At 66.9% G+C, this 23596-nt stretch carries 13 protein-coding genes; 7 read left to right on the top strand and 6 right to left on the bottom strand.

Going from position 1 to position 23596, the window contains the following annotated elements:
* The first annotated feature begins 388 nt into the window (after positions 1-388).
* Positions 389-2911, top strand: a complete 2523-nt coding sequence (locus tag V474_RS11930) for a TonB-dependent receptor plug domain-containing protein (protein WP_059151713.1) — start codon at positions 389-391, stop codon at positions 2909-2911.
* Positions 2912-2915: 4 nt separating this feature from the next.
* Here the strand turns inward: V474_RS11930 and V474_RS11925 are convergent, their stop codons facing one another.
* Complete coding sequence (locus tag V474_RS11925; RefSeq protein WP_082699757.1) at positions 2916-3812, bottom strand: NTP transferase domain-containing protein; 897 nt, start codon at positions 3810-3812, stop codon at positions 2916-2918.
* Positions 3813-3977: 165 nt separating this feature from the next.
* Here V474_RS11925 and V474_RS11920 point away from each other — a divergent pair, with 165 nt between their 5' ends.
* The 3 genes from V474_RS11920 (at position 3978) to V474_RS11910 (ending at position 9067) form a co-directional block, all read left to right on the top strand.
* On the top strand, positions 3978-5960 hold the full coding sequence (locus tag V474_RS11920; protein ID WP_059151711.1) for an OPT family oligopeptide transporter: 1983 nt from the start codon (positions 3978-3980) through the stop codon (positions 5958-5960).
* 276 nt (positions 5961-6236) lie between these two features.
* Positions 6237-7871 (top strand): NAD(P)/FAD-dependent oxidoreductase, encoded by a 1635-nt coding sequence (locus tag V474_RS11915; RefSeq protein WP_059152121.1) that lies wholly within the window; start codon positions 6237-6239, stop codon positions 7869-7871.
* Positions 7872-7879: 8 nt separating this feature from the next.
* Entirely contained in the window at positions 7880-9067 is a 1188-nt protein-coding gene (locus tag V474_RS11910) for a BaiN/RdsA family NAD(P)/FAD-dependent oxidoreductase (RefSeq protein ID WP_059152120.1), read from the top strand.
* A gap of 198 nt (positions 9068-9265) precedes the next feature.
* On the opposite strand, the gene msrA is transcribed toward V474_RS11910, so the two are convergent.
* The 5 genes from msrA to V474_RS11885 form a co-directional block, all read right to left on the bottom strand.
* On the bottom strand, positions 9266-9934 hold the full coding sequence (gene msrA, locus V474_RS11905) for a peptide-methionine (S)-S-oxide reductase MsrA (protein WP_059151710.1): 669 nt from the start codon (positions 9932-9934) through the stop codon (positions 9266-9268).
* A 73-nt stretch (positions 9935-10007) separates the two neighbouring features.
* Positions 10008-11795 (bottom strand): hypothetical protein, encoded by a 1788-nt coding sequence (locus tag V474_RS11900; protein WP_059151709.1) that lies wholly within the window; start codon positions 11793-11795, stop codon positions 10008-10010.
* Between the two features lie 31 nt (positions 11796-11826).
* Positions 11827-13533, bottom strand: coding sequence for an Hsp70 family protein (locus V474_RS11895; protein ID WP_059151708.1), 1707 nt, complete (start codon positions 13531-13533; stop codon positions 11827-11829).
* A gap of 117 nt (positions 13534-13650) precedes the next feature.
* A complete protein-coding gene (locus V474_RS11890; protein ID WP_059151707.1) occupies positions 13651-14718 on the bottom strand; it encodes a LacI family DNA-binding transcriptional regulator in 1068 nt (355 codons plus the stop codon).
* A 45-nt stretch (positions 14719-14763) separates the two neighbouring features.
* A complete protein-coding gene (locus tag V474_RS11885; protein ID WP_059151706.1) occupies positions 14764-16092 on the bottom strand; it encodes an MFS transporter in 1329 nt (442 codons plus the stop codon).
* Between the two features lie 278 nt (positions 16093-16370).
* On the opposite strand from V474_RS11885, the gene V474_RS11880 reads away from it, so the two are divergent.
* The 3 genes from V474_RS11880 (at position 16371) to V474_RS11870 (ending at position 23568) form a co-directional block, all read left to right on the top strand.
* Positions 16371-17528, top strand: a complete 1158-nt coding sequence (locus V474_RS11880) for a glycoside hydrolase family 68 protein (protein ID WP_082699756.1) — start codon at positions 16371-16373, stop codon at positions 17526-17528.
* A gap of 19 nt (positions 17529-17547) precedes the next feature.
* Positions 17548-18468 (top strand): ROK family protein, encoded by a 921-nt coding sequence (locus V474_RS11875; protein ID WP_059151705.1) that lies wholly within the window; start codon positions 17548-17550, stop codon positions 18466-18468.
* A gap of 309 nt (positions 18469-18777) precedes the next feature.
* Positions 18778-23568, top strand: a complete 4791-nt coding sequence (locus V474_RS11870) for an NAD-glutamate dehydrogenase domain-containing protein (RefSeq protein ID WP_059151704.1) — start codon at positions 18778-18780, stop codon at positions 23566-23568.
* Positions 23569-23596: the final 28 nt, after the last annotated feature.

Below are 23596 nucleotides of genomic sequence, written 5' to 3'. Positions count from 1 at the left end.
GATACCGGACAAAGCCGCAGTTACGGATGCGCGGATGAACTTGAGGGTATGCCCTCAGGGTCGACGGCAGGGGAGCGAGCCCGCCCCGTCACCCCCGCGCACCACAGGGCCGAGCCGGTGAGTTTCGAAGGTTGCCCTTCGCCGGTCGTTCGCAATCAAAGGCAATCGCAGCACTGCCGCCTGTCGCTGGCGGTCCCAAGCGCCGGCCGCAGCCCGTCCGCTTTTCCCCTGGCGTTATCCCGCGTTCGCCGGCGGGCGCGCAGGCGTGCCGGCCTTTCGCCCACGATCAAGAAAAACTTGAGAACGCATTAGCGATAACAATTTCTACCAAATTAGTAGACATGTCATCAGGGCCCCTACAAACCATGATCCCAGGGGCCAGATTTTCGTGACAATCCTCAAGTCGTTTGCCTTAGCCGCCAGTGTTTCCCTGATTCCCATCACCGCGGCCCATGCCGAAGCGGCCGCAGATGCCGCAGTCGATGCCGCAGCGGAGGCGGAAGGCAGCGCCATCATCGTCACCGGCGCGCGCGGGCAGACGCAGCGATCGGTGGCGGACAGCCCGGTGCCGGTGGACGTGATCGGCCCGGCCGAGCTGAAATCAACCGGGCGCACCGGGCTGAAGGAAATCCTGGGCAACATCATCCCCTCGCTCAACATGCCCGCGCTGGGCGGTGGCGGCACCTCGGCCAGCGTGCGGCCAATCTCGATTCGGGGGCTTTCGGGCGACTATGTGCTGGTGCTGGTCAACGGCAAGCGGCGGCATACCACCTCGCTCATCAACAACCTGTCGCGCATCTCCGGCGGCTCCACCCCGGTCGATATCGACCTGATTCCGACCAGCGGCGTCGGCCACATCGAGGTCCTGCGCGACGGCGCCGCCGCGCAGTATGGCTCGGACGCGATCTCGGGCGTCATCAATATCATTCTGGATAACACCGCGCATGGCGGCGACCTGTCGATCACCGGCGGCCAGCAATATGCGGGCGGGGGCGAGCTGGTGCAGCTTTCCGGCTCCTACGGCGCGCCGCTGGGCGACGGCGGTTTCCTGCGTCTGTCGCTTGAGGCCAAGTACCACGACCGCGCCAAGTCGGCGGCCGAGCCGATCCCGTACCTTTATCCGCTGGTGAACGGCCAGCCCGACCCGCGCGAAGCCGGCGCCGACCATGTGATCGCCGGGGGCTATGGCCGCTCCAACCGCGACAAGATCATAAACACCGGCTACAATGCAGAGCTGCCGCTGGGCGAGAATACCACGCTCTATTCGTTCTCGACGGTAAGCTACCGCGATATCAAGGATGCCCGCGGCGCCTCGGTCGCCGCTGCCACCGGCTATGGCGGGCAGGCCAATACCCAGGGCGCCTCGGTGCTGCCGCAGATCTATCCCGGCGGCTTCCAGGCCTATCGCCGCATTCGCGAGTGGGACTATCAGGCCGCCGTCGGCATCCGCTCGCAGCTGGCGGGATGGGATGTCGACCTGTCGACCAGCTACGGGCAGGACAACGTCAAGCTGGGCGCGGAAAACACGCTCAACCCCTCGCTCGGGCCAAGCAGCCCGGTCGACTTCTTCATGGGCCGCCAGAAGCAGGACCTGTGGGTGAACAACCTGGATGTCAGCCGCGAATACGATGTGGGCTTCGCCAAGCCGCTGAACGTGGCCTTCGGCGTGGAACACCGCTGGGAGCGCTTCCAGAACATCGCGGGCGAGCCGGACAGCTACCGCGACGGCGGTTACATCATCCCGGCGGACGGCACCCCGTTCGGCCAGCTTTACGGCGGGCGTTCGCCTTCACCCGGCCTCGTCTCTTTCACCGGTACCTCGCCGGCGGATGAAATCAGCCTCAGCCGCAACAATCTGGCCGCCTACGTCGATCTGTCGACGGACCTGACGCCGGGCTGGTTCGTGGGCCTCGCGGGCCGGTTCGAACACTATTCCGACAGCGCCGGCAACACCTTCAGCGCCAAGGCATCGACCCGCATCGAACTGGCGCCGGGCCTTGCCCTGCGCGGCGGCGTGAACACCGGTTTCCGCGCGCCGTCGCTGGCGCAGACCGGGTTCTCCACCACGCAGAACACCGTCACCGTGATCGGCGACGAGCGTGTGCTGACGGTCTCGAAGTTCCTGCCGGTCACCAGCGCCGCCGCGCTGGCGCTGGGCGCGAAGCCGCTCAAGCCGGAGAAGTCGCTCAACTTCACCGCCGGCATCACGTATGAAAGCGGCCCGCTGCGGCTGACCGTCGATGCCTACCAGATCCGCATCGACGACCGCATCGTGAAGACCGAATTCCTCGGCACCGCGTCGAACGGCGGCTCGGCGATCAAGGCGATTCTGGAGGACAACGGCGTGGAGGACGTGGACAGCGCCCAGTTCTTCACCAACGCCATCGACACCCGCACGCGCGGCGTGGACGTGGTGGGCGAATATACGCTGGACACCGCCTCCGTCGGCACCTTCCGCCTGAGCGCGGCATATAGCTACAACAAGACGAAGATCCTCAGCGTCATCGACAATCCCGCTGAACTGAGCAGCCTGAACGTCACGCTGTTCGGCCGTCAGGCGCGGCGCGATCTTGTCGCCGCGACGCCGCGCAGCAAGGTGGTGCTGACCAGCAACTGGTCATCCGGCCCGGTGAAGGTGCTGGCGCGGGCCACCCGCTATGGGGGCTATACCGAGTCCAGCAATGTGGCTGCATCCGATCGCACGTTCGGCGGCAAGTGGATCGCGGATGCCGAGATCGGATATCAGCTGACATCGGCGCTCGACCTTGCCGTGGGCGCCAACAACCTGTTCGACACCTACCCCGACAAGAATGGCGCCATCGCTTTCGACGGCTCTGGCCAATACGGCGGGTTCGCGCCGTTCGGTCTCAACGGCGGGTTCTATTATGCGCGGGTGGGGGTGAAGTTTTAAGCGGCTAGCCCAGGGCTCGCCACGTTTTGGCAGGGTTCTTCGAGGCAGCGCCGGCCAGCCCGGCGCGCGCTTCGAGGAGGCGTTCGGCCAGCGCATGGCTGTTCACGTCGTCGACGTCGAGCGCCTGCGATCCGTCGTCCAGCACCACCGGCGCGATGCGCAGGCCCAGCCGGGCGGAGACGCGGACCATGGCATCGGCCAGCGTCACCGCGCGCAGCCGCAGCAGCACCAGATTGACGAATCCGAAGGCGCGCATCACCCGCCAGGCATTGCCGGCGAACTGCCCGCCGCCGCGAAAGACCTGGGCTGCGGCCAGCGCGTCCGGCCCGGCCAGCGCGTAGAGGTTGCAGCTGGCATAGGCGTCGTCGGCGAATTCGTGGAACAGCAGGGTGTCGTCCGGGTTGGCGCTGCGCACGGTTTCGCGGCGGGCCATGGCGACGGCGACCTGAGCCCCGCCGGCAGCGCCCAGCGCCTCGATCATGGCGTCGATCGATCCGGCGGAAAGCAGGGCATGGTCGGCGGTGGTGATAAGCAGCGGGCCGTCCCAGCCCTGCGCTGCGGCCTGGACGCTGTCGACGATGTTTTCGCGCGCTTCCACCAGCTTGACGATGCCGCGGCCGGGAAGCTGCGAAAGTACGTCGAACAGGCCTTCGAAGGCCTCCCGCTCAACCGATACGGCCAGGCTTTCCACCGCGGGGTGGAGCGCGGCGATCTGCAATACGTGGGCCACCAGCGGGCGCCCGGCCAAAGGGATCAGGCAGCGGTGCGACATGCCGAAAGCCTGCGCGAGCGGGTCCGCACCGGCTTTCCCACCGGCAAGCACGATCACCCGCAGCGGCGCTGTGCCACGTATTCGTTCCGCCGGGTTAGGCCCGGACACAGATCGCGTCGATTTATCCATGGTCGGCCCTTATCCGGGTGCGATGTGACGGGGTCGTGAAACCGGCACGACCTTTTCGCGTGGCAGGCAACAAATCGCGCAGCGCTGGCCGTGCGATTTGCGCTGTCGCGATCCTTGCCGCCATGCCAAGAACGCCGGCAAGTTCAGACAGGCAGGCAGGACACGATGGCAGGCGAAACGGTACAGGCACAGGCTGGGCAGGCGCAGACTGGGGCCCGCTCCGCCAGAGAGCTGACTTTCCGCGCCGTCGTTCTGGGCGGGCTGATCACGCTGCTGTTCACTGCCGCCAACGTCTATCTCGGCCTGAAGGTCGGGCTGACGTTCGCCACCTCGATCCCGGCTGCGGTCATCTCGATGGCGATCCTGCGCGGTTTTCGCGATTCGACGATCTGGGAGAACAACATCGTCCAGACCGTCGCCAGCGCGGCGGGCACTCTGGCGGCGATCATCTTCGTGCTCCCGGGCCTTGTCATGATCGGCTGGTGGCAGGGCTTCCCCTACTGGACCACCGCCGCGATCACCGGCACTGGCGGCATTCTGGGCGTATTGTTCTCGGTGCCGCTGCGCCGGGCGCTGGTAGTCGACACACCGCTGCCTTACCCCGAAGGCCACGCCGCCGCCGAAGTGCTGCGCATAGGTTCCGGTTCACGCGAAGGGGCCGAGGAAAGCGCCAAGGGCCTGTCGGTGCTGATCTGGAATTCGCTGGCCTCGGTGGGCTTCGCGATCCTGACCCAGACCCGGCTGGTCGCGGGCGAGGCCGCCGTATGGTTCCGCGCCGGTGCGGGTGCGACCGGCATTTCGGGCGGGCTTTCCTTTGCCCTGCTGGGCGTCGGGCATCTGGTCGGCCTTTCGGTGGGCATGGCGATGTTTCTTGGCCTGGCCATCGGCTGGTGGGTGCTGCTCCCCATCCTGACCGCGCAGAACCCGCAGAGCGGCGATGTTGCGGCCTGGGCCGGGAGCGTATTCTCCGCCGACGTGCGCTTTTTTGGTGCCGGCGTGATCGGCGTCGCGGCGGTATGGACCCTGCTGCGTATCGCCGGGCCAGTGGTGGGCGGCATCCGTTCCGCCATGGCCGCCAGCCGCGCGCGCCATTCGGGAGAGGCGCTGGCGCTGGAGGAGCGCGACCTGCCGATCTCGGCGGTGTTCTTCGGCTCGCTGGCGATGCTGGTGCCGATCGCGATCCTGCTGTGGAGTGTCATCGCCGGTGGTCCGCTGGCGGGCAGTGAGGTGGCGCTGATCGCGGGCGCGGTTGTGTTCATTGTCGTATTCGGGCTGATGATCGCGGCGGTCTGCGGCTATATGGCGGGCCTGATCGGTGCCTCCAACTCGCCGGTTTCGGGCATCGGCATCCTGTCTGTCGTCGCGGCATCGCTGATGCTGGTGGGCCTGTTTGGCCGCGAGCAGGGCGCCGCGACGACCGAGGCGCTGGTCGCTTATGCGCTGATCGTCACCGGCGTGGTCTTCGGGGTGGCGACGATCTCGAACGACAATCTGCAGGACCTCAAGACGGGGCAACTCGTCGGCGCGACGCCGTGGAAGCAGCAGGTCGCGCTGGTGATCGGCGTGATCTTCGGCTCGCTGGTGATCCCGCCGGTGCTGGACCTGCTCAACACCGCCTTCGGTTTCGCCGGTATGCCGGGCGCCGGACCCAATGCGCTGCCCGCACCGCAGGCCGCGCTGATCTCGTCGCTGGCCAAGGGCGTGCTGGGCGGCGATCTCAACTGGACGATGATCGGCTGGGGCGCTGCGGCCGGAGTGGTCTTCGTGATTCTCGACGAAGTGCTGGGCGCGCTGGGCAAGCTGCGCCTGCCGCCGCTGGGCGTGGGCATCGGCATCTACCTGCCGATGGCCGCGATCCTGCCCGTGGTCATCGGATCGGTGCTGGGCCATTTCTACGAAACCTGGGCCGGGCGCCGCAGGGACCCGGAATTCGCGCTGCGCATGGGCGTGCTGACCGCGACCGGCCTGATCGTGGGCGAAAGCCTGTGGGGCGTGACGTTCGCCGGCATCGTCGCCGCATCGGGCAGCGACGCGCCGCTGGCGCTGGTGGGCGAGGGCTTCGAGGTTCCGGCGCTGGTGGGCGGCACCGCGCTGTTCTTCGCGCTGACGGCGCTGCTCTACCGCCGGACCTGCAAGCTGGCGGGTTAAGGGAAGTGGGGCATTGACCTTTCTCGAATAGCGCAGCCGTCCAATATCCCGCAACGTCTCCCTGGACTCGGTTCAGGGTCCATCTTGCCATCAGCACTACCGCCCGGCCGGATGGATGGATCCTGAAACGAGTTCAGGATGACGGTGTGGATTGTCGATTGGCCCCGCTACCCGTCCAAGAACAACCGGGCCGTTTTGCTGCCTGCTCGCTCGCGCCATCGCCGCCCTGCAAGGCGGTGATGGCGCTGGGCGGCATGAATGTATAAAGGCGCTGCGATGCTTCGCCTGACCGATCTTGCCCTGCCCCTTGACCACACCCCCGCCGACCTCGACGCGGCGGTAGCCTCGCGCCTGGAAATCGCGCCCACCGACCTTGAACGGGTGACCGTGGTGCGCCGGGGCAACGACGCCCGGCGCAAGAACGCGATCAAGCTGATCTACTCGCTCGACGTCGAAGTGCGCGATGAACCCGATGTGCTCGCTCGCTTTGCCGGCGACCAGCATGTGCGACCTGCGCCCGACACCGCCTACAAGTTCGTCACGCGTGCGCCCGAAGGCTATGCGGGGCCGCGTCCGGTGGTGATCGGGGCGGGGCCGTGCGGCCTGCTTGCCGCGCTGGTGCTGGCGCAGATGGGCCTCAGACCGATCATCATCGAGCGCGGCAAGGCGGTGCGGGAACGGACCCAGGATACCTGGGGCCTGTGGCGCCGCTCGGAATTGAACCCGGAAAGCAATGTCCAGTTCGGCGAGGGCGGGGCAGGCACGTTCTCCGACGGCAAGCTCTACAGTCGCATCAAGGATTCGCGTCATCTGGGCCGCAAGGTCCTGACCGAATTCGTCAAGGCCGGCGCCCCCGATGACATCCTGACCGAGGCCCACCCGCATATCGGCACCTTCCGCCTCGTCACCATGGTGATGTCGATGCGCGAGACGATCGAAGCGCTGGGCGGCGAATACCGCTTCAGCACCCGCGTGGACGATTTCGCCATCGAGGAAGACGCGGACGGAACCCGCCGCCTCAAGGGCCTGCACCTTTCGGACGGCGAATTTCTGGAAACCGGTCACGTCATCATGGCGGTGGGACACTCCGCGCGCGATACGTTCGAGGTGCTTCACGAACGCGGCGTCCATGTCGAGGCCAAGCCCTTCGCCATCGGTGTGCGCATCGAGCATCCGCAAAGCTGGATCGACAAGGCGCGCTTCGGCCCCTGCGCCGGCAATCCGATCCTGGGCGCGGCGTCTTACGCGACATCGTACCAGGCCGGTAACGGGCGCACCGTCTATTCCTTCTGCATGTGTCCGGGCGGGCGCGTGGTGGCATCGTCCAGCGAGGAGGGCGGCGTCGTCACCAACGGCATGAGCCAGTATTCGCGCGCCGAATTCAACGCCAACTCGGGCCTCGTCGTCGACATCACGCCCGAGCGCGATTTCCCCGGCCACCCGCTGGCGGGCATCGCCCTGCAGCGCAAGTTCGAGAAGCTGGCCTTCACCGCCGGAGGGTCCACCTACAAGGCGCCGGGCCAGAAGCTGGGCGATTTCCTTGCCGGCCGCGCTTCGACCGAACTTGGCGAGGTGATCCCCAGCTATCAGCCCGGCGTCCACCTTACCGATCTTGCGCAGTGCCTGCCGGACTATGTGGTCGAGGCGATCCGCGAGGCGCTGCCGGTGTTCGGCCGGCAGGTGCCCGGCTACGATCACCCCGACGTCGTCATGACGGGGGTGGAAACGCGCACGTCCTCGCCGGTGCGCTTCACGCGCGGCCGCGATTTCCAGAGCCTCAACACGCGCGGGCTTTACCCGGCGGGCGAAGGCGCGGGCTACGCCGGGGGCATCCTGTCCGCCGCCGTCGACGGTATCCGTGTGGCCGAGGCGCTCGCGCTCGACCTCGTGCCGGTGGAAGCAGGCGCGTGAGTTTCGCCATGAACGAATACGACGCCATCATTCTGGGCGCCGGTGCCGCCGGCCTGTTCTGCGCGGCCACGGCCGGCCAGCGCGGCAAGCGGGTACTGCTGCTCGACCATGCCGACCAGCCGGGCAAGAAGATCCTCATCTCCGGCGGCGGGCGGTGCAATTTCACTAACCTGCACACCGCGCCGGACCGCTATCTGGCGAGCAATCCGCATTTCGCCAAGTCCGCGCTCAGCCGCTACACTCCGGCGGATTTCCTGGCGCTGATCGAAGCCTACGACATCGCCTGGCATGAAAAGACGCTGGGCCAGCTGTTCTGCGACGGCTCTGCCAAGCAGATCGTCGCGATGCTGCTGGAGGAATGCGCCAAGGGCGATGTCACCGTCCATTGCGGCGATGGGGTCGGCGGGGTCGAGTATGCCGATGGGCGTTACCGGGTCGATTACGGGCAAAGCAGCGCGAGCGCTGCGGCGCTGGTGATCGCCACCGGCGGCCCGTCGATCCCCAAGATGGGCGCGACGGCCTTCGCCTATGACCTTGCGCGCCAGTTCGGCCTCAAGGTGGTGCAGCCGCGCCCGGCGCTGGTGCCGCTGACCCTGCCGGGCGAGGAAGCGCTGTTCCGCGACCTGTCAGGCGTTTCCACCGAGATCGTCGTGCGGTGCGGGCCCAGTGCGGCCAAGGCGCCCGCCTTTCGCGAGGCGGCGCTGTTCACGCACCGCGGGCTTTCCGGCCCCTCGATCCTGCAGATTTCCAGCTACTGGAAGCGCGGCGATACCGTAACCGCGCAATTCGTGCCGGACCGGCCAGAAGGCTGGCTGAAAGCCGTGAAGCGCGAGCGGCCACGCCTCTCCTTCCGCAAGGCGATGGGCGATGGCCTGCCCGAACGGCTGGCCGATGCCCTGTGCGAACGGCTAGGCATCGAAGGAGAGATCGGCAATCTGTCCGACAAGGCTTTGGGCGCGGCAGAGGCGCGGCTGGCGCGCTGGCCGTTCGTTCCTGATGGCTCGGAAGGGTTTGCGAAAGCCGAAGTCACCGCCGGCGGCATCGACACCGCCGAGCTTTCATCCAAGACGATGGAAGCACGCAAGAGCCCGGGCCTTTACGCGATCGGCGAGGCGGTGGACGTCACCGGCTGGCTGGGCGGCTACAACTTCCAGTGGGCCTGGGCGAGCGCGCGGGCGGCCGGACTGGCGATCTGATCCAGAGTCGATCGACATTCGGCTTTGTCTAAAAATCCGGCCGTCCACCCGTTCACACCGTCACCCTGAACTTGTTCTAGGGTCTATCTTGCCGCTCACACTGCCGCTCGACCGGATAGATGGATCCTGAAACAAGTTCAGGATGACGGTATTTGCCCTATCAAAAACTGTCAATTCAGTCCGCCCCCGGACGAGGACCTATCGATAGAGCGCCGGCCAGGTCGTGCGCAGTGCGGCCAGCTTGGGCGCGTCGTAGCGGCGGATGTAGCCGTTATCGGGGTTCCTGCGCAGGAAGTCCTGATGGTAGCTTTCCGCCGGATAGAAGGCGCCTGTCTCGATCTTCGTGGCGATCGGTTTGGAAAACGCCTGCGCCTTGCCCAGCGCCGCGATGTAGCTGGCGGCGACTTCACGCTGGGCGGAGTTCTGCGGGAAGATGGCCGAGCGGTAGCTGGGGCCGACATCGGGGAACTGGCGGTTGACCTGCGTAGGATCGTGGCCGACCGAGAAGAACACCTTGAGCAAGGTGCCGTAGCTTACCTGCGATGGATCGTAGACCACGCGCACCGCTTCGGCATGGCCGGTCTTTTCGGTGGAGACGGCTCGGTAGGTGGCATCCGCCTTCACGCCCCCGGCATAACCGGCGGTCACGGACTTCACCCCGCGAACGTGTTCGAACAGTCCTTCGATGCCCCAGAAGCATCCGCCGGCCAGCACGGCGACCTGATCCCCCTTGATCCCGGGTTTCTCGGCCGGAGGAGCAGGGAAGGCGGCAGCGTTGGCGGGCGTTTCGGGCCAGGCGGCGACGGCGGCCGCGCCAAGGCACAGGGCGGCGGTCAGGGCGACAAGCGGCAAGGGTCGGATCGGCATGAGGCACTCTCCTGTTCCACTATATGAACAGCGGTGTACCGCAGCGCGGATGAGTGAGGCGTGAACGCCCGCGTTAAAGCGTTCGCAGTATTGCCTGGCGTCCTTCGCCCTTCCAATCCAGTGTGGCCTCCAGCAGCGCCACCGTGGCGGCGCAGCGGTGGGCGTCGTTGCTCTTGCCCTGCATGGCCAGGCCGACCTCCTGCTTGCTCAGTTTCGTCGCGGCGATGACCTTGGCCACCAGTACGCCCGGTACACTGGCCGAGGAGCCTTCGAGCTTTGCGGGCACCTTCAGTAGCCCGCGCGATGCAAGGCTGGCGTAAAAAGCGCGTTCTTTCCCGCGCACTTCCAGGGGGACCAGTGTGGTCGGCGGGGTGGAGGCGAAGGTCATCATCGTGTGGCAGGCGATGGCACTGTCCGCCTGTGCGGCCTTCAGAAGAGCGAGGCGAAGGCGCATCGTCGTCTCGAAATCCTCGCCTTCAAGTTGGCGGCCGACGAGGTAGGTCCGCCCCCGGACGATATCGAGACCCCGCATCATGCTGGCGGTGAGGTCCGCCTTGCCGTCGGGCGTGAACTGGGCGCTGTCCGCCAGCTTGGCCGCTAATTCGGGCTGGTGCTGGCGCAGCCAGTCGGGATCATGGGGCAGCCCGAAGACGTCGGCCACCGTCGCGGCGAGGGCCTGCGCGCGCGCATCGGGTCCACCGCCCCTGGAATCCGCCAGGCTGACCAGAAAGCCGAGGATGATCAATCCGCCCAGCACGATCGTCCCGGTAAGCCAGCTGTTGCCGCCTTCCCACGATGCGATCCGCCGTGCGTCGAGGCGCTCCTCCAGCTCCGGGAAATGCTTGCGAATGCCGGTGAGCAGGCCGCGCACATCGGCGCCGTTGGCGCGCAGGTGGCGCAGCGGACCGGCTTTTCCCGGACGGGCCAGTTCGGTCCAGGCCTTGTGGTAGCGGTGGCCCTTTTGCCGGACCTTGCGTTCAAAACGATAGCCGCGAAGGCGCGCGCCCAGATAGTCGATGGCGGGGCGCGCGTCGATCTTGCCCCATTCGCGTTCCCAGTCGAAAGCAGCGGCGGCATCTTCCAGCAGGGGTGCGCTGCGGGGCCAGGCATCGGCCAGCAGCCCGGCGAGCCAGGTTTCCATCTCGCCCTGCCGCCCGATGTCGGAGTGGTGGACGGTTTCGAGAACCTCGCCCAGCAGCATGCGGGCGCGGGCTTCGTCGCCCTCGTCCATCGGGGAAAGGCCCGCCGGGGCATCGGCGTCCAGCATCGCGGCGAGCCGGGCGAAGGGCGATTGCTGCGATTGCTGGCCCACCGCCGCGGCGTTTTCGAAGCCTTCGAGCAGGGGGACGGCGAAAGGGTCGGCGCTGGTCGGCGCCGCAGCCTCGCGGCCTGCAGTTTCGCTGGAGGCGGTAGGCTCGGGCGATACGCGGCCTAGCAGTTGGTCGCCTTGCGGCTGGGCAGCGCGGGCCGAGAGTGCGGGGTCGGCCTGCCAATCACCGCCAAGCGTGGGCGCGGCATGGGGCCATTGCGGCGATGCCAGTGGCTCCGGCGGCGGCGGCGGCGGAGCGGGAGGTTTGGACAGGTGCGCCTGCGTTTCCGGGGCTGGTGGGGGCACCGTTTCAGGAGCCAGCTGCCACTCGGGTTCAGCACCCGGTTCGGGCGCCTGCTCTGCGGCCGGCGGGGGCATCGTCTTTGCCAGTCGCAGCGCGGTGTCGCGGGCGCCTCTCAGTTGTGCGTAGCCTTCGACGTCGCTGTCGAGGTCCATCGCCTTGATGCGGGCGGCATAGGCGCTGCGGATGGCCTTGGTATCGCTGGTCGCCGCTATGCCCAGCAGCGACCACGGGAAACCCCGACTGCTCATGTTCGTGCGCCTGCCGGTACTAACTGCACCGTCACAGCGGGCTGGAGCTGTCGATTTCGCCCAGCTGCCCGGTGAGGAAATCGCGGGCATCGGCGATACGGCGCGGGTCCTGCGTGTCGAGCGCGCCGGCGAACTGGGTGATCCAGTGCCCGATCATCTGGCGCATTTCGCCGATGTGGTCCTCGTAGGCGCGTTCGGCGCGGGCCATCAGGGCTGCGTTGCCGGCCTCCTCGCGCGGATGGAACTTGAGCTTTGCAAGAGCGGCGCGGCGCTTCTCGATATCCTTGGGGCCGGGGCGGTCCTCTTCGTCGACGATGACGAGATTGTGGTTCTTGCCGCTCAGCGGAACGTGGACGTCGACTTCCAGAAGGCCGGAACTGTCGTAGGAGAAGCGCACTTCCGCGCTCACCTCGCCCGCCGGGCGCGGCGGTACGGGAACGGCGATCTGGCCCAGTTTGACGTTGCCGGAAACCTCGCGCGCCTCGCCCTGGTAGATGCCGAATTCGATCTGCTTCTGCCCGTCGCCCATGGTCGAATAGCTGCTGACGCGGCTGACCGGGACCGGGGTGTTGCGCTCGATGATGGGAGAGAACAATCCGCGCTGGAGGCCGCCGTAACGGTCGTTCTCCGCCACTTCGATGCCCAGGGTGAAAGGGCATACGTCGGTGATGCGGATTTCCTCAAGCGCCGCGTCGCGGCCTACAAGGCCGGCCTGGATCGAGGCGCCCAGCGCCACCGCATGATCGGGATGGACCGAGGAATTGGGGAAGCGGCCAAACAGGCGGGTGATCGCCTTGCGTACCACCGGCATACGCGTGGCGCCGCCGACGAGGACCACGTCGGACAGCTCCGCCGCCTCGATCGCGCAGTCGCGCAAGGCGCGCACCACCGGATCGCGCAGGCGGCGGATCAGCGGTTCGCAGGCGGTTTCAAACTCCGCTTCGGTGATAATCGCGGAGAGGCGCGTTTCATCGACGGTCAGCGCGAATTCGGCTTCGCCGGCGCTGCTCAGCGCGCGGCGGCAGGTTTCGGCAGCGCGCTTGAGCAGGGCCTCGCGGCGCTCGTCCGGCACTTTGGCCAGCAGGCCCTCGGGATCGACGCGCGGCTTGGCGAAAGCGGCCAGCGCTTCGTCGAAGTCGTCCCCGCCCAGCCGGTTGTCGCCGGCGGAGGCGCGAACCTCGACGATGCCGTCGAACATCTCGACCACGGATACGTCGAAGGTGCCGCCGCCCAGATCGAAGACGAGGAACGGCTCGCGGTCGCCCTTGTCCTGCAGGCCGAAAGCGAGGGCAGCGGCGGTCGGCTCGTTGATGAGGCGGCGCACGGAAAGGCCCGCCAGTTCGCCAGCGCGCCGGGTGGCCTTGCGCTGACGGTCGTTGAAATAGGCAGGCACGGTGATGACCGCCTCGGTCGGCTTTTCGCCGGTCAGCGCCTCGACATCGCGGACAAGGGCGCCCAGAACGATGGCCGAGATATCCTCCGGCTTGTATTCCTTGCCGGCAAGGCGCGCGGTGCGCTGGGTGCCGATCATGCGTTTGAAGCTGGTGGCGGTGTCCAGCGGATGGGCCGCCATGCGGTCCAGCGCCGGGGTGCCGATCCAGGCCTGCCCGTCCCTTGCAATGCTTACTGCCGAAGGGGTGAGCAGTTCGCCCAGCGCATTGGGGACCAGCTGCGCCTCGCCTTCGCGCCAGATGGTGACCGCGCTATTGGTCGTGCCGAGGTCAATCCCGATCAGCATCCGGGAGCACCAATTATGATCAGAACCACACGTTTCCTCAGATTGCACCGGGACCTGAACGTGTGACTAGCGGCATCGCGGGCGAAGGGTAAAGGGCGAAATCCCTCGCCGGGATGTTTAGCGCAGCGTGGTGCGCCGCACGATCAGCGTCGGCGCCATCGCCAGGCTGGACGTATCTTCGCCCTCGATCCGGCTTTTCAGCTTTTCCACCATCACCCGCGCGCCATCACCGATCTCCTGCCGGATCGTGGTGAGCGGGGGCATGGTCTGCGCGGCGAGCGGCAGGTCGTCGAAGCCGACGATCTGGGTGTCGTCCGGCACCGCGCGGCCCGTTTCGTAAAGGACGCGCAGCGCCGACATGGCGATCAGGTCGGAGGCGCAGACGATCCCGTCGTAGTCGAGGTCCGGCATGGCAAGCGCGGCCTTGATCTGCGGCCCCATCTCGGCATTGGCGAGGGCGACGGGGATATGGGTGAGCGGCAGGCCCGCGTCCTGCGCGGCTGCGGCCGCGCCGCGGCGGCGCATCGCGATCTCGATGCCGGTGGTGTCACCCAGAAAGGCCAGGCGGCGCGCGCCCGATGCGATCAGGTGTTCGGCGCTGAGCCGCCCGCCATGTTCGTTGTCGGTTCCAACCACGCAGTGGACCTGCCCTTCACGGTGGTTCCCCCAGACGACCAATGGGCGGTAATGCGCCGCGACCCGGTCGATTATCTCGGATTGGTCGGACTGGCCGATCACGAGCACGCCGTCGACCATGCCCGATCCGGTGATGCGCTCCAGCCAGTCGGTCGTCCCATCGGGGATGGCGCGGCTGAGCATGAGGTCATAGCCGCTCTCGGTCAGCTGGTCGGCGAGTTGTCCGAGCAGGGTCAGGAAGAACGGATCGGAAATGCTCTGGCGCTTTTCGTGGCCCAACGGGATGACCACGCCAATGACGCCCGTGCGCCGCGATCGCAGCTTGCTGGCCATCTGGTTGGGGCGGAAGCCATATTGCCGCGCCAGCGCCTGAATGCGTTCGCGCGTTTCCGTGTTGACCAGCGACTTGCCGGCAAGCGCGCGTGAAACCGTACCGGCAGAAACCCCGGCGACGCGCGCCAGGTCTGCCAGTGTACGTACCTCTACTTGGGGCACGGACGTGTCCGTACCGCTGTCTTCCCCGTTGCTCTTGCCCGACCCTGCCGCCATGTTCGGAGCCTTATCACCACGATCGCGTTGCCGGAAGTAACTTGTTCAGTTAGCACCTGAGTTTCGGTTCGGCGGGCCGCCCACGCTGACCAAACGGGTGGCTGCTGCGCCCAACAACATGAGCATCCCGGCGAGGATCAGCGCATTGCGGGCGTCTCCCCCCAGAAGCGGCGTGTAGATCAGCGGCATCGTCAGGTTTTCAAGCAGCATCGGAATGACGATGAACATGTTGAAGATGCCCATGTAGATGCCGTTGCGCGCCGGTGGGATCGAATCGGCGAGCATCACGTAAGTATTGCCCATCATGCCGGCCCAGCCCAGGCCTATCCCCACCATCAGCAGGGCGAGCACCGGGAACGACGCGGTAAACGGGACTGCGATCATCGCCGCGCCGGCTGCGGCAAGGCAGGCGACATGGACCTTGCGCGCGCCCAGCCGCCTGACCACGGGGATCAGCGTCAGCGCACAGACGAAGGCGACGGCGTTGTAGATTGCTCCCAGCTGCTGCCCGGTCAGTACCGCATCGCGAAAGTTTTCGGACGCGGTATCGACGCTGCCGTAAAGCGAGCGGGAGAGGGCAAAGGCGATGTACTGCCAGTAGACCATCATCGCGTACCACTGGCACAGCATGGCCAGAGCCAGCTGGCGCATCGGGCCGGGCATTTCGGCGATGGCGGCGCGGATTTCCGCCAGCGTGTTCCGGGCGGTGAGGGGGCGAGCGGCGATGGCGGCGCGTTCGCCGGCGCTCAGCGGCAGTTCGGGCACGCGCAGCACCGAATAGAGAATGGTCGAAAGCGACAGCACGGCGCCGATCAGGAAGGCCAGCCGCACGATATCGGGAATGCCGCTGGGGCCTAGCAGGTGGCGGTCGATTATCCCGGTGAACAGTGACGGGGCAAGGTAGGATGCCGTATGGGCAAGCCCGGTGAACGCGCTCTGCGTGAGGAACCCGGCCGAGCGCTGATGCGGCGGGAGCCGGTCGGCGACATAGGCGCGATAAGGTTCCATGGTCACGTTGTTACCGGCGTCCAGCAGCCAGAGCAGGCTTGCCGCCATCCATAGCGCCGAGGAGCGGGGCATCGCGAAAAGCGCGGCCGAACACAGCACGGCGCCCACCAGGAAATAGGGCGTGCGGCGGCCAAGCGGGGACAGCGTGCGGTCGCTCATCGCGCCGATCAGCGGCTGGACCAGCAGCCCGGTCATCGGGCCGGCCAGCCAGAGCAGGGGTATCATCGCCTCGCTCGCGCCGAGATAGGCATAGATCGGTCCCATGTTCGCCTGCTGCAGCCCGAAACTGAACTGTAGCCCAAAGAAGCCGACGTTCATCTCGATGATGCGCAGCAGCGAAAGGTGCGGCCTGGAGCCGGTCGACATGCGAAGCCCCTTCGTGTGTGAAGCCGCACCGGGCCTATAGGTAAAGCAGAGCGCCGCACAGGGACGGATTCATAAGAATCGATTGCAAGGCTCTGGGCTAGGCGGAGTGGGCTGGTGCCGCATTCCAAATGCGCTCTTGTGCGCATCTTCAAACGGTCTCCTAGGTCATGTGCGTAGCAGGCGCTGCGGCCAAGGAAAATTACGGTCCTCGGTGAACCTACTGACTTTGTATATTTTTCATTTACAACGAAATTCAATCGATTGTACGAAGCGGGCCGATGCCTCTTCCAGACGCCTTTACCGATTGTCCCGTGACGCTGAAATGGACTGCTCAGGACCTGGGTGAACTTGCAGCGCAGCCGCTGCCCCATCCCCCGGTTCTGGTCGCGGGTGACATACGGCGGGTTGCAGAGGACCTCGACGTATGGGACGCCTGGCCACTGGCCTGCGGCAGGGGGATGCCGGTGCGCTGGCGCGGGGGCGAACTGTGGTTCGCGCTGGCCGCTCCGGCATTCGACGATCCCGAGGCGCGGCACGGCGCGGCGCGGATCCATCATTTCCACCGCATCGACGGGCGTTTCATCCATCTCGGAGCGACTTTTCCCGACGGCTTCACGCCCGGCAGCCGCGAATGGTCCGGCTCGGCTCATTATGGTGGCGGTGATGTCACCTTGTACTTCACCTCTGCCGGAACGCGCGGGGAGGCGGAGCTGACGTTCCAGCAGCGCCTGTTCGCGGCGACCACGCGGCTTGTGGACGAGGGGCAGGACGGCGCGGTCTTCGAAGCCTGGACCCACCCGGTGGAACTGGCCGTCCCGGTCGATCTGATCTACATGAGCCGCCACGATGCGACCGGGCGGGTGGGTGAGATCAAGGCGTTCCGCGATCCCGCAACCTGGCGCACCCAGCAAGGGGATGAATACCTCCTGTTCACCGCATCCTCCGCCCGGCACCTGGGCCGCTACAACGGGGTCATCGGCTGTGCCCGGCGGGCCGCAGGTGGCACCGGAAAGTTCGAAAACCTGCCGCCGCTGATCGACGCATCGGGCATTAACAACGAACTGGAGCGACCTCATGTCGTCGCGTACGGCGGGCGGCTCTACCTATTCTGGTCAACCCAGGCCAAGGTCTTTGCCCCCGGCATCGCCGCGCCCACGGGGCTCTACGGCGCCGTCGCCGACCGGATCGAGGGGCCGTGGCAATTGCTCAACGGGCACGGCCTGGTCTTCGCCAATCCCGCTGCCGAGCCGTTCCAGGCCTATAGCTGGTGGGTCCTGCCTGATCTTTCGGTGACCAGCTTCGTCGATTACTGGGGCATGGATGACGCCGAAGCGGAGCAGAAACCGGCCGGCAGAACGCACTTTGGCGGAACTTTCGCGCCGTTCCTGCAGTTGCGTCTCGATGGTACACGCGCCACGCTGAAAAGCGGGCGCTGACAACACGGATCAGGCGAACATGCACAAGCTGGCGGGCATCGAACTGGGCGGCACCAAGACGGTGGTCGTACTCGGCCAGCCGGGCCGGATCGACGAGCGTCTGGAATTTGCCACCACCGGACCGACCGAAACGCTGGACCGCGCCATCGACGCGATCCGAAGCTGGCGTGACGACAAGCCGGTGGACGCGGTGGGGATCGCCAGTTTTGGCCCGCTGCGCGTCTCGCATGAGGCATCCGACCATGGTTTCATGCTCGATACCCCCAAGCCCGGCTGGAGCGGGGCGGCGGTGGCCGGGCCTGTCGCCGCGGCACTTGGCTGCCCGGTCGGCCTCGACACCGACGTCAACGGCGCCGCGCTGGCCGAGCACCGCTTCGGCGCCGCACGCGGCTGCGAGAGCATGGTTTACCTCACCATCGGCACCGGCCTTGGCGGCGGCGTGCTGATCGCGGGGGAGCCGGCGCATGGATTGCTGCACCCCGAAATCGGCCACGTCCGCCTACGCCGCGCCCCCGGCGATACGTTCGAGGGGGCCTGCGCCTTTCATGGCGATTGCATGGAGGGCCTCGTCAGCGGTCCCGCGCTTGCCGCCCGGCTGGGCACACACCCGTCGCGGGTGGCAGCGGACGATCCGGCCTGGGAAACGGCCGCGCACGACCTTGCCGAACTGTTCGCGATGCTGATTCTGACGGTGTCTCCGCAGCGCATCGTCGTGGGCGGCGGGGTCGCCGGCAAGCAGCCCCATCTTCTGCCCATGGCGATTGCCCGTGTACCCGCGCTGCTGGGTGGATACTTGCGCGACTGCACGCGTGAGAAGCTGGCGGGCATGATAACTCCGCCGCTGCTGGGCGATGATGCCGGGCCGATGGGCGCGCTGATCCTTGCCGCCCGCGCGCTTGAGGATCGCCGGGCTCCGGCCAGGGCACTCGCGGGCGCCTGACCACTATCGGAGCAGCCCTGAAACAACTTGCGCACTGTTGAACTAATATTGCGCCGGACGGGAATTGTGTTACAGCCACGTCAAGTTCACCCGCGCTTATGTCCCGCCCTTCGGGTCGCACCATTCGGGCCGCAGCACGGTTGTCATCATCTTGCCCGATGGCTGGGTAATTCCTCCGCCTGATGGGTGGAGTATCGCTCCAACTGACCTATATGGTCACAATGCTGCAATACCCGGCACAGGATCGGGCCCGACACAGAAGCGGGATCGACCACCAAGGCCTAAAAATCGAGGATCGCGGAGAAAGCTATGAGCGCAGGCGAACTGACCGTTTCCGGCAAGACCCGGACTGCTGGCGAAAAGGCTGGCACGAAGAAGCAGGGCGCCAAGGCGGCCACTGCGCGTAAATCCTCCGAACTGCATGATACGATTGTCGAAGAGGTGCGCGGCGCGCTCCTCCCCGGCGACGGGCCCGACGATGCCGGCTCCGAGGGCGGCTCCTGGATCGACGAAGCCGCGCGGTTCCTGCTGGCGGCGGCGCAGCAGCGCAATGCCGGGGAGCCGGTTATCGAGCTTGCCTCCGCCAATGAGGAGCGGCGCCTGTTGCGCATCGCGCTGGTCAACGACGACATGCCTTTCCTGGTCGATTCGGTCGCGGCCGCGATTGCCGAGGCCGGCCTCGTGATCGACCGCCTCGTCCACCCTGTGGTGCCGGTGCTGCGCGACGCCAAGGGCAAGTTGACCGGCATGCCTGGCGCCGCGGCCGATGCGACGGGGCGCGAATCGATGATCTATGTCGAGACCCCGCGTGCGGATGCCCGTCAGCGGCGGGACCTGCTGCGCTCGCTGGAAACCACGCTGGCCGATGTGCGCGCCGCCGTGGCCGACTGGCCGCAGATGGTTGAGGCGATGCGTGCCGATGCAGAGCGGATCGACACGGCTGTGATCGACGAGGAAGGCGCGGAATTGCTGCGCTGGTTCGCCGGCGGAATGCTCACCCAGTTGGGTCACGTCACCCGCACGCGCGAAGGGGTGCGGACCGAGCGCCTTGGCGTGTGCCGGATCGACGAGGAGGATGTCCTTTCCGACGTCAGCTATACCCGTGCTTTCGCGGCTTTCGATGCTGCTCTGGCGGTGGGCAATGTCCATGCGCCGATGGCGATCAAGGCCAACCGCATCGCCACCGTCCACCGCCGCGTGCCGATTGACCTGTTCCTGGTGCCGGTGATCGAAGCGGGCAAGGTCACCGCGCTTTCCGTCCATGTCGGCATGTGGACCAGCGCCGCGCTGGCCGCCACGCCTGACCGGGTGCCGCGCCTGCGCGGTCAACTGGCGGCTTTCTCGCAGCGTCTCGAACTCGATCCCGCCGGGCACACCGGCAAGGCCCTGGCACATGCGCTGACCAGCCTGCCCCACGATCTGGTGATGGGGCTGGGCGAGGCTGACGTCGAACGCCTTGCGATGACGATGACCGGCCTTGTCGATCGCCCGCGCCCGCGCCTGCTGATCACCCGATCGCCGCTCATGCGCCACGTCTTTGCCTTCGTGTGGCTGCCGCGCGACATGCTCTCCACCCAGATGCAGCGCCGCATCCAGGGCATGATCGAGGAGGCTGCGCAGGCCCCCACGCTCGACTGGAGCCTGCAGGTCGAAGCAGGCAATCTGGCCATGCTGCGCTACACCCTCGACGTGCGTGAGGGAAACCACGAACCTTCCGAGGCGGACCTCGACAGCGCCTTGCAACTGATGCTGCGCGGCTGGACCGAGGCGGTCGAGGCGGCGCTGACGCCGGTGCTGGAGGCAGGCCGCGCGGCAGCGGTGGCCGGGCGTTATGCCGAAGCGTTCCCGATGGGCTATCGCAGCGACTACGGTGCGTCCGAAGCCGCGCTCGACATCGCCCACTTGCGCCGCGCCGCTTCTGGCGAGGCGAGCGAGAGCAACCGCGACGTGCGCCTTCATGCGCGCGACGACGATGCGGCCGGGCAACTGCGTCTCAAGATCTACCAGTCGGAAGGCAGCCTGCCGCTGTCGGACGCCGTGCCGGCGCTGGAGAACTTCGGTTTCCGGGTGCTGGGCGAAGTGCCGACATCGCTCGACAAGGGCAAGCTGGGCACGATCCACGACTTCACGCTGGAATTGCAGGGCGGACGCCCGGCGCACGAGGTTCTGGCACTGGCGCCGATGATCGAGGATGCGCTGCGCGCCGTGCTCAACGGCGGCGGCGAGAACGACGCCTTCAACCGCCTTGTCCCCGGCCTAGGCCTGAATAGCGTCGAGGCCAACTGGCTGCGCGCCTGGTATCGCTACTTGCGCCAGGCGGGCACGCACTTCGGCATTCCCACCGTGGTCGATGCATTGCTGGGCGCGCCGGCGGTGACGCGCGGCATCGTCGACCTGTTCGAGGCGATCCACGACCCCGCCTTCGATGGCGACCGCGCGCTTGCCCGCAAGGATGCGGAGGAAGCGATCCGCACGGGCCTTGCCGGCGTGGGCGCTATCAACGACGACCGTTTGCTGCGCGCCTTCCGCGACATCGTGCTGGCCATGCTGCGCACAAATGCCTTCGCTGCCGCGGGCCATGTCGCGCTGGCCTTCAAGTTCGATTCCGCGCTTGTCCCCGGCCTGCCCAAACCCGTGCCGTGGCGCGAGATTTTCGTCTATTCGCAGCGGGTCGAGGGCATCCACCTGCGCGCCGGGCCGATCGCACGCGGCGGCCTGCGCTGGTCCGACCGGCGCGACGATTTCCGCGTCGAAATCCTGGGCCTGATGAAGGCGCAGCGTGTGAAGAACGCGGTCATCGTGCCGACCGGCGCGAAGGGCGGTTTCTATCCCAAGCTGCTGCCCGATCCCTCCCGCGACCGCGCTGCATGGGCCGCCGAAGGGCAGGGGTCCTATGAGGTCTTCGTCGATACCCTGCTGTCGATCACCGACAATATCGTGGCCGACAAGGTGGTCCACCCCGAAGGCGTGGTGATCCTCGACGGCGAGGACCCGTACTTCGTCGTCGCCGCCGACAAGGGCACCGCGAAGTTCTCCGACGTGGCGAACGGCATTGCCGAGGGCCGCGATTTCTGGCTCGACGATGCGTTCGCCAGCGGCGGCTCCAATGGCTACGACCACAAGGCCATGGGCATCACCGCGAAGGGCGCCTGGCTTTCGGTGCAGCGCCACTTCCTGGAAATGGGCGTGGACGTCCAGGTCGATCCGGTGCGCGTCGTCGGCTGCGGCGATATGTCGGGTGACGTGTTCGGCAACGGCATGCTGCTGTCGAAGTCGCTGAAACTGGTCGCCGCGTTCGACCACCGCCACATTTTCCTCGATCCCGATCCCGATGCGGCGAAAAGCTGGGAGGAACGCCAGCGCCTGTTCGACCTGCCGGTTTCCAGCTGGAACGACTATGACAAGGCGCTGATCTCCAAGGGTGGCGGGGTGTTCCCGCGTAGCCTGAAATCCATCCCGCTGAGCGAGGAAGCCCGCGCCGTGCTGGGCATCGGCGCGAGCGAGATCGACCCCGATTCGCTGATCACGGCGATCCTGTGTTCGCCGGTCGACCTGCTGTGGTTCGGCGGCATCGGCACATACGTGAAGGCTTCCGCCGAGAACAATGTGCAGGTGGGCGATCCCACCAACGACGGCCTGCGCATCAGCGGCAACGAACTGCGCGTGAAGGTCGTGGGCGAAGGCGCCAACCTGGGCGTGACTCAGGCCGGGCGCATCGAATTCGCCGATCGCGGCGGGCGCATCAATGCCGATTTCATCGACAACTCGGCCGGGGTCGACTGCTCGGACAACGAGGTCAACATCAAGATCGCGCTGGCCGCCGCCAAGCGGGCGGGCAAGCTGTCCGAACCGCAGCGCGTGGAACTGCTGCGCTCGATGACCGACGAAGTCGGCGCGCTGGTGCTGGAGGACAACCGCCTTCAGGCGCTGGCGCTGTCGATCGCGCAGCGCGGCGGGGCGCAGGTCATGCCTTCGCACATCCGCCTGATCGAGACGCTGGAGGAAGGCGGCCATCTTGACCGCCGCACCGAAGGCCTTGCCGACAATGACGTGCTGGCGCGCCGCGCGCAGGATGGGCGCGGACTGACCCGGCCTGAACTGGCGGTGCTGCTTTCCAGCGGCAAGCTGGTGCTGCAGGCCGCGATCGAGGGTAGTGATCTGCCCGCCGATCCCAGCCTGTCGGACATGCTGATCGCCACCTTCCCGCAGGCCATGCAGAAGAAGTACGCGCGCTTCATCAAGGGCCACCGCCTGGCGAACGAGATCATCGCCACCAAGCTGGCCAACCGCATCGTCAATCGCCTGGGCATCGTCACCCCGTTCGAACTGGCCGAGGAAGAGGGCGCCACGCTTGCCCAGATCGCCGCGGCCTTCGCGCTGGCAGAACAGCTGTTCGGGCTGGACGCGCTGTGGGAGCAGCTTGAAGTTGCCCCCATGGCCGAGACGGCGCGTGTGGCTCTGTTCGAGATGGTGGCCAACTCGGTACGCGGCCACATGGCCGATCTGCTGCGCGCGGGCGCCGGCCGGATCGCTCCGTCCGAACTGGCGGCGCGGTTGGAGAAGGGCATCGCCGCCCTCTCCACCGACACCGTCGAACTGCTGGGCGAACGTACCCTGGCCCACTCGCGCAAGCTGCGCACAGGCCTGACCGATCTGGGCGCACCTGAAGACGTGGCAGGCCAGGTGGCGAACCTGTTCGACCTCGACGGGGCGGTGGGCGTGGCGGCGCTGGCCAGCGAAACGGGTATTGCCCCGCGCAAGCTGGTCACCGCCTTCACCCGCATCGGTGCCGGGCTGGGCCTCGACTGGGCGCAGGCGAGCGCGGCCATGATGAGCCCGTCCGATCCTTGGGAGCGCCTGCTGGTCGCCGGCCTTGCGCGCGACTTCCAGCAGATGCGCCTGGACTTCCTGCGTACCATAGCACGCACCAAGGCGGGCAAGAGCGACCCGCTGGCTGCTACCGAGGAGTGGGGCCGCGACCATCTGAGCGCGCTGGAAAACTTCCGCGCGATCGTCCACCGGGCGGAGAACGCAGTGGTGGTCAGCCCGGCGATGCTCGCGCAGATCGCCAGCCAGGCGCGCAACCTGCTGGCACGTTAAACAGGCCTTGCCCCTTCCTCAGCTGAGG

The organism is Novosphingobium barchaimii LL02 (assembly GCF_001046635.1).
Lineage (GTDB): Bacteria > Pseudomonadota > Alphaproteobacteria > Sphingomonadales > Sphingomonadaceae > Novosphingobium > Novosphingobium barchaimii.
Note: the sequence above shows the minus strand (reverse complement) of the source record. Positions and strands in the feature narration are given on the sequence as shown.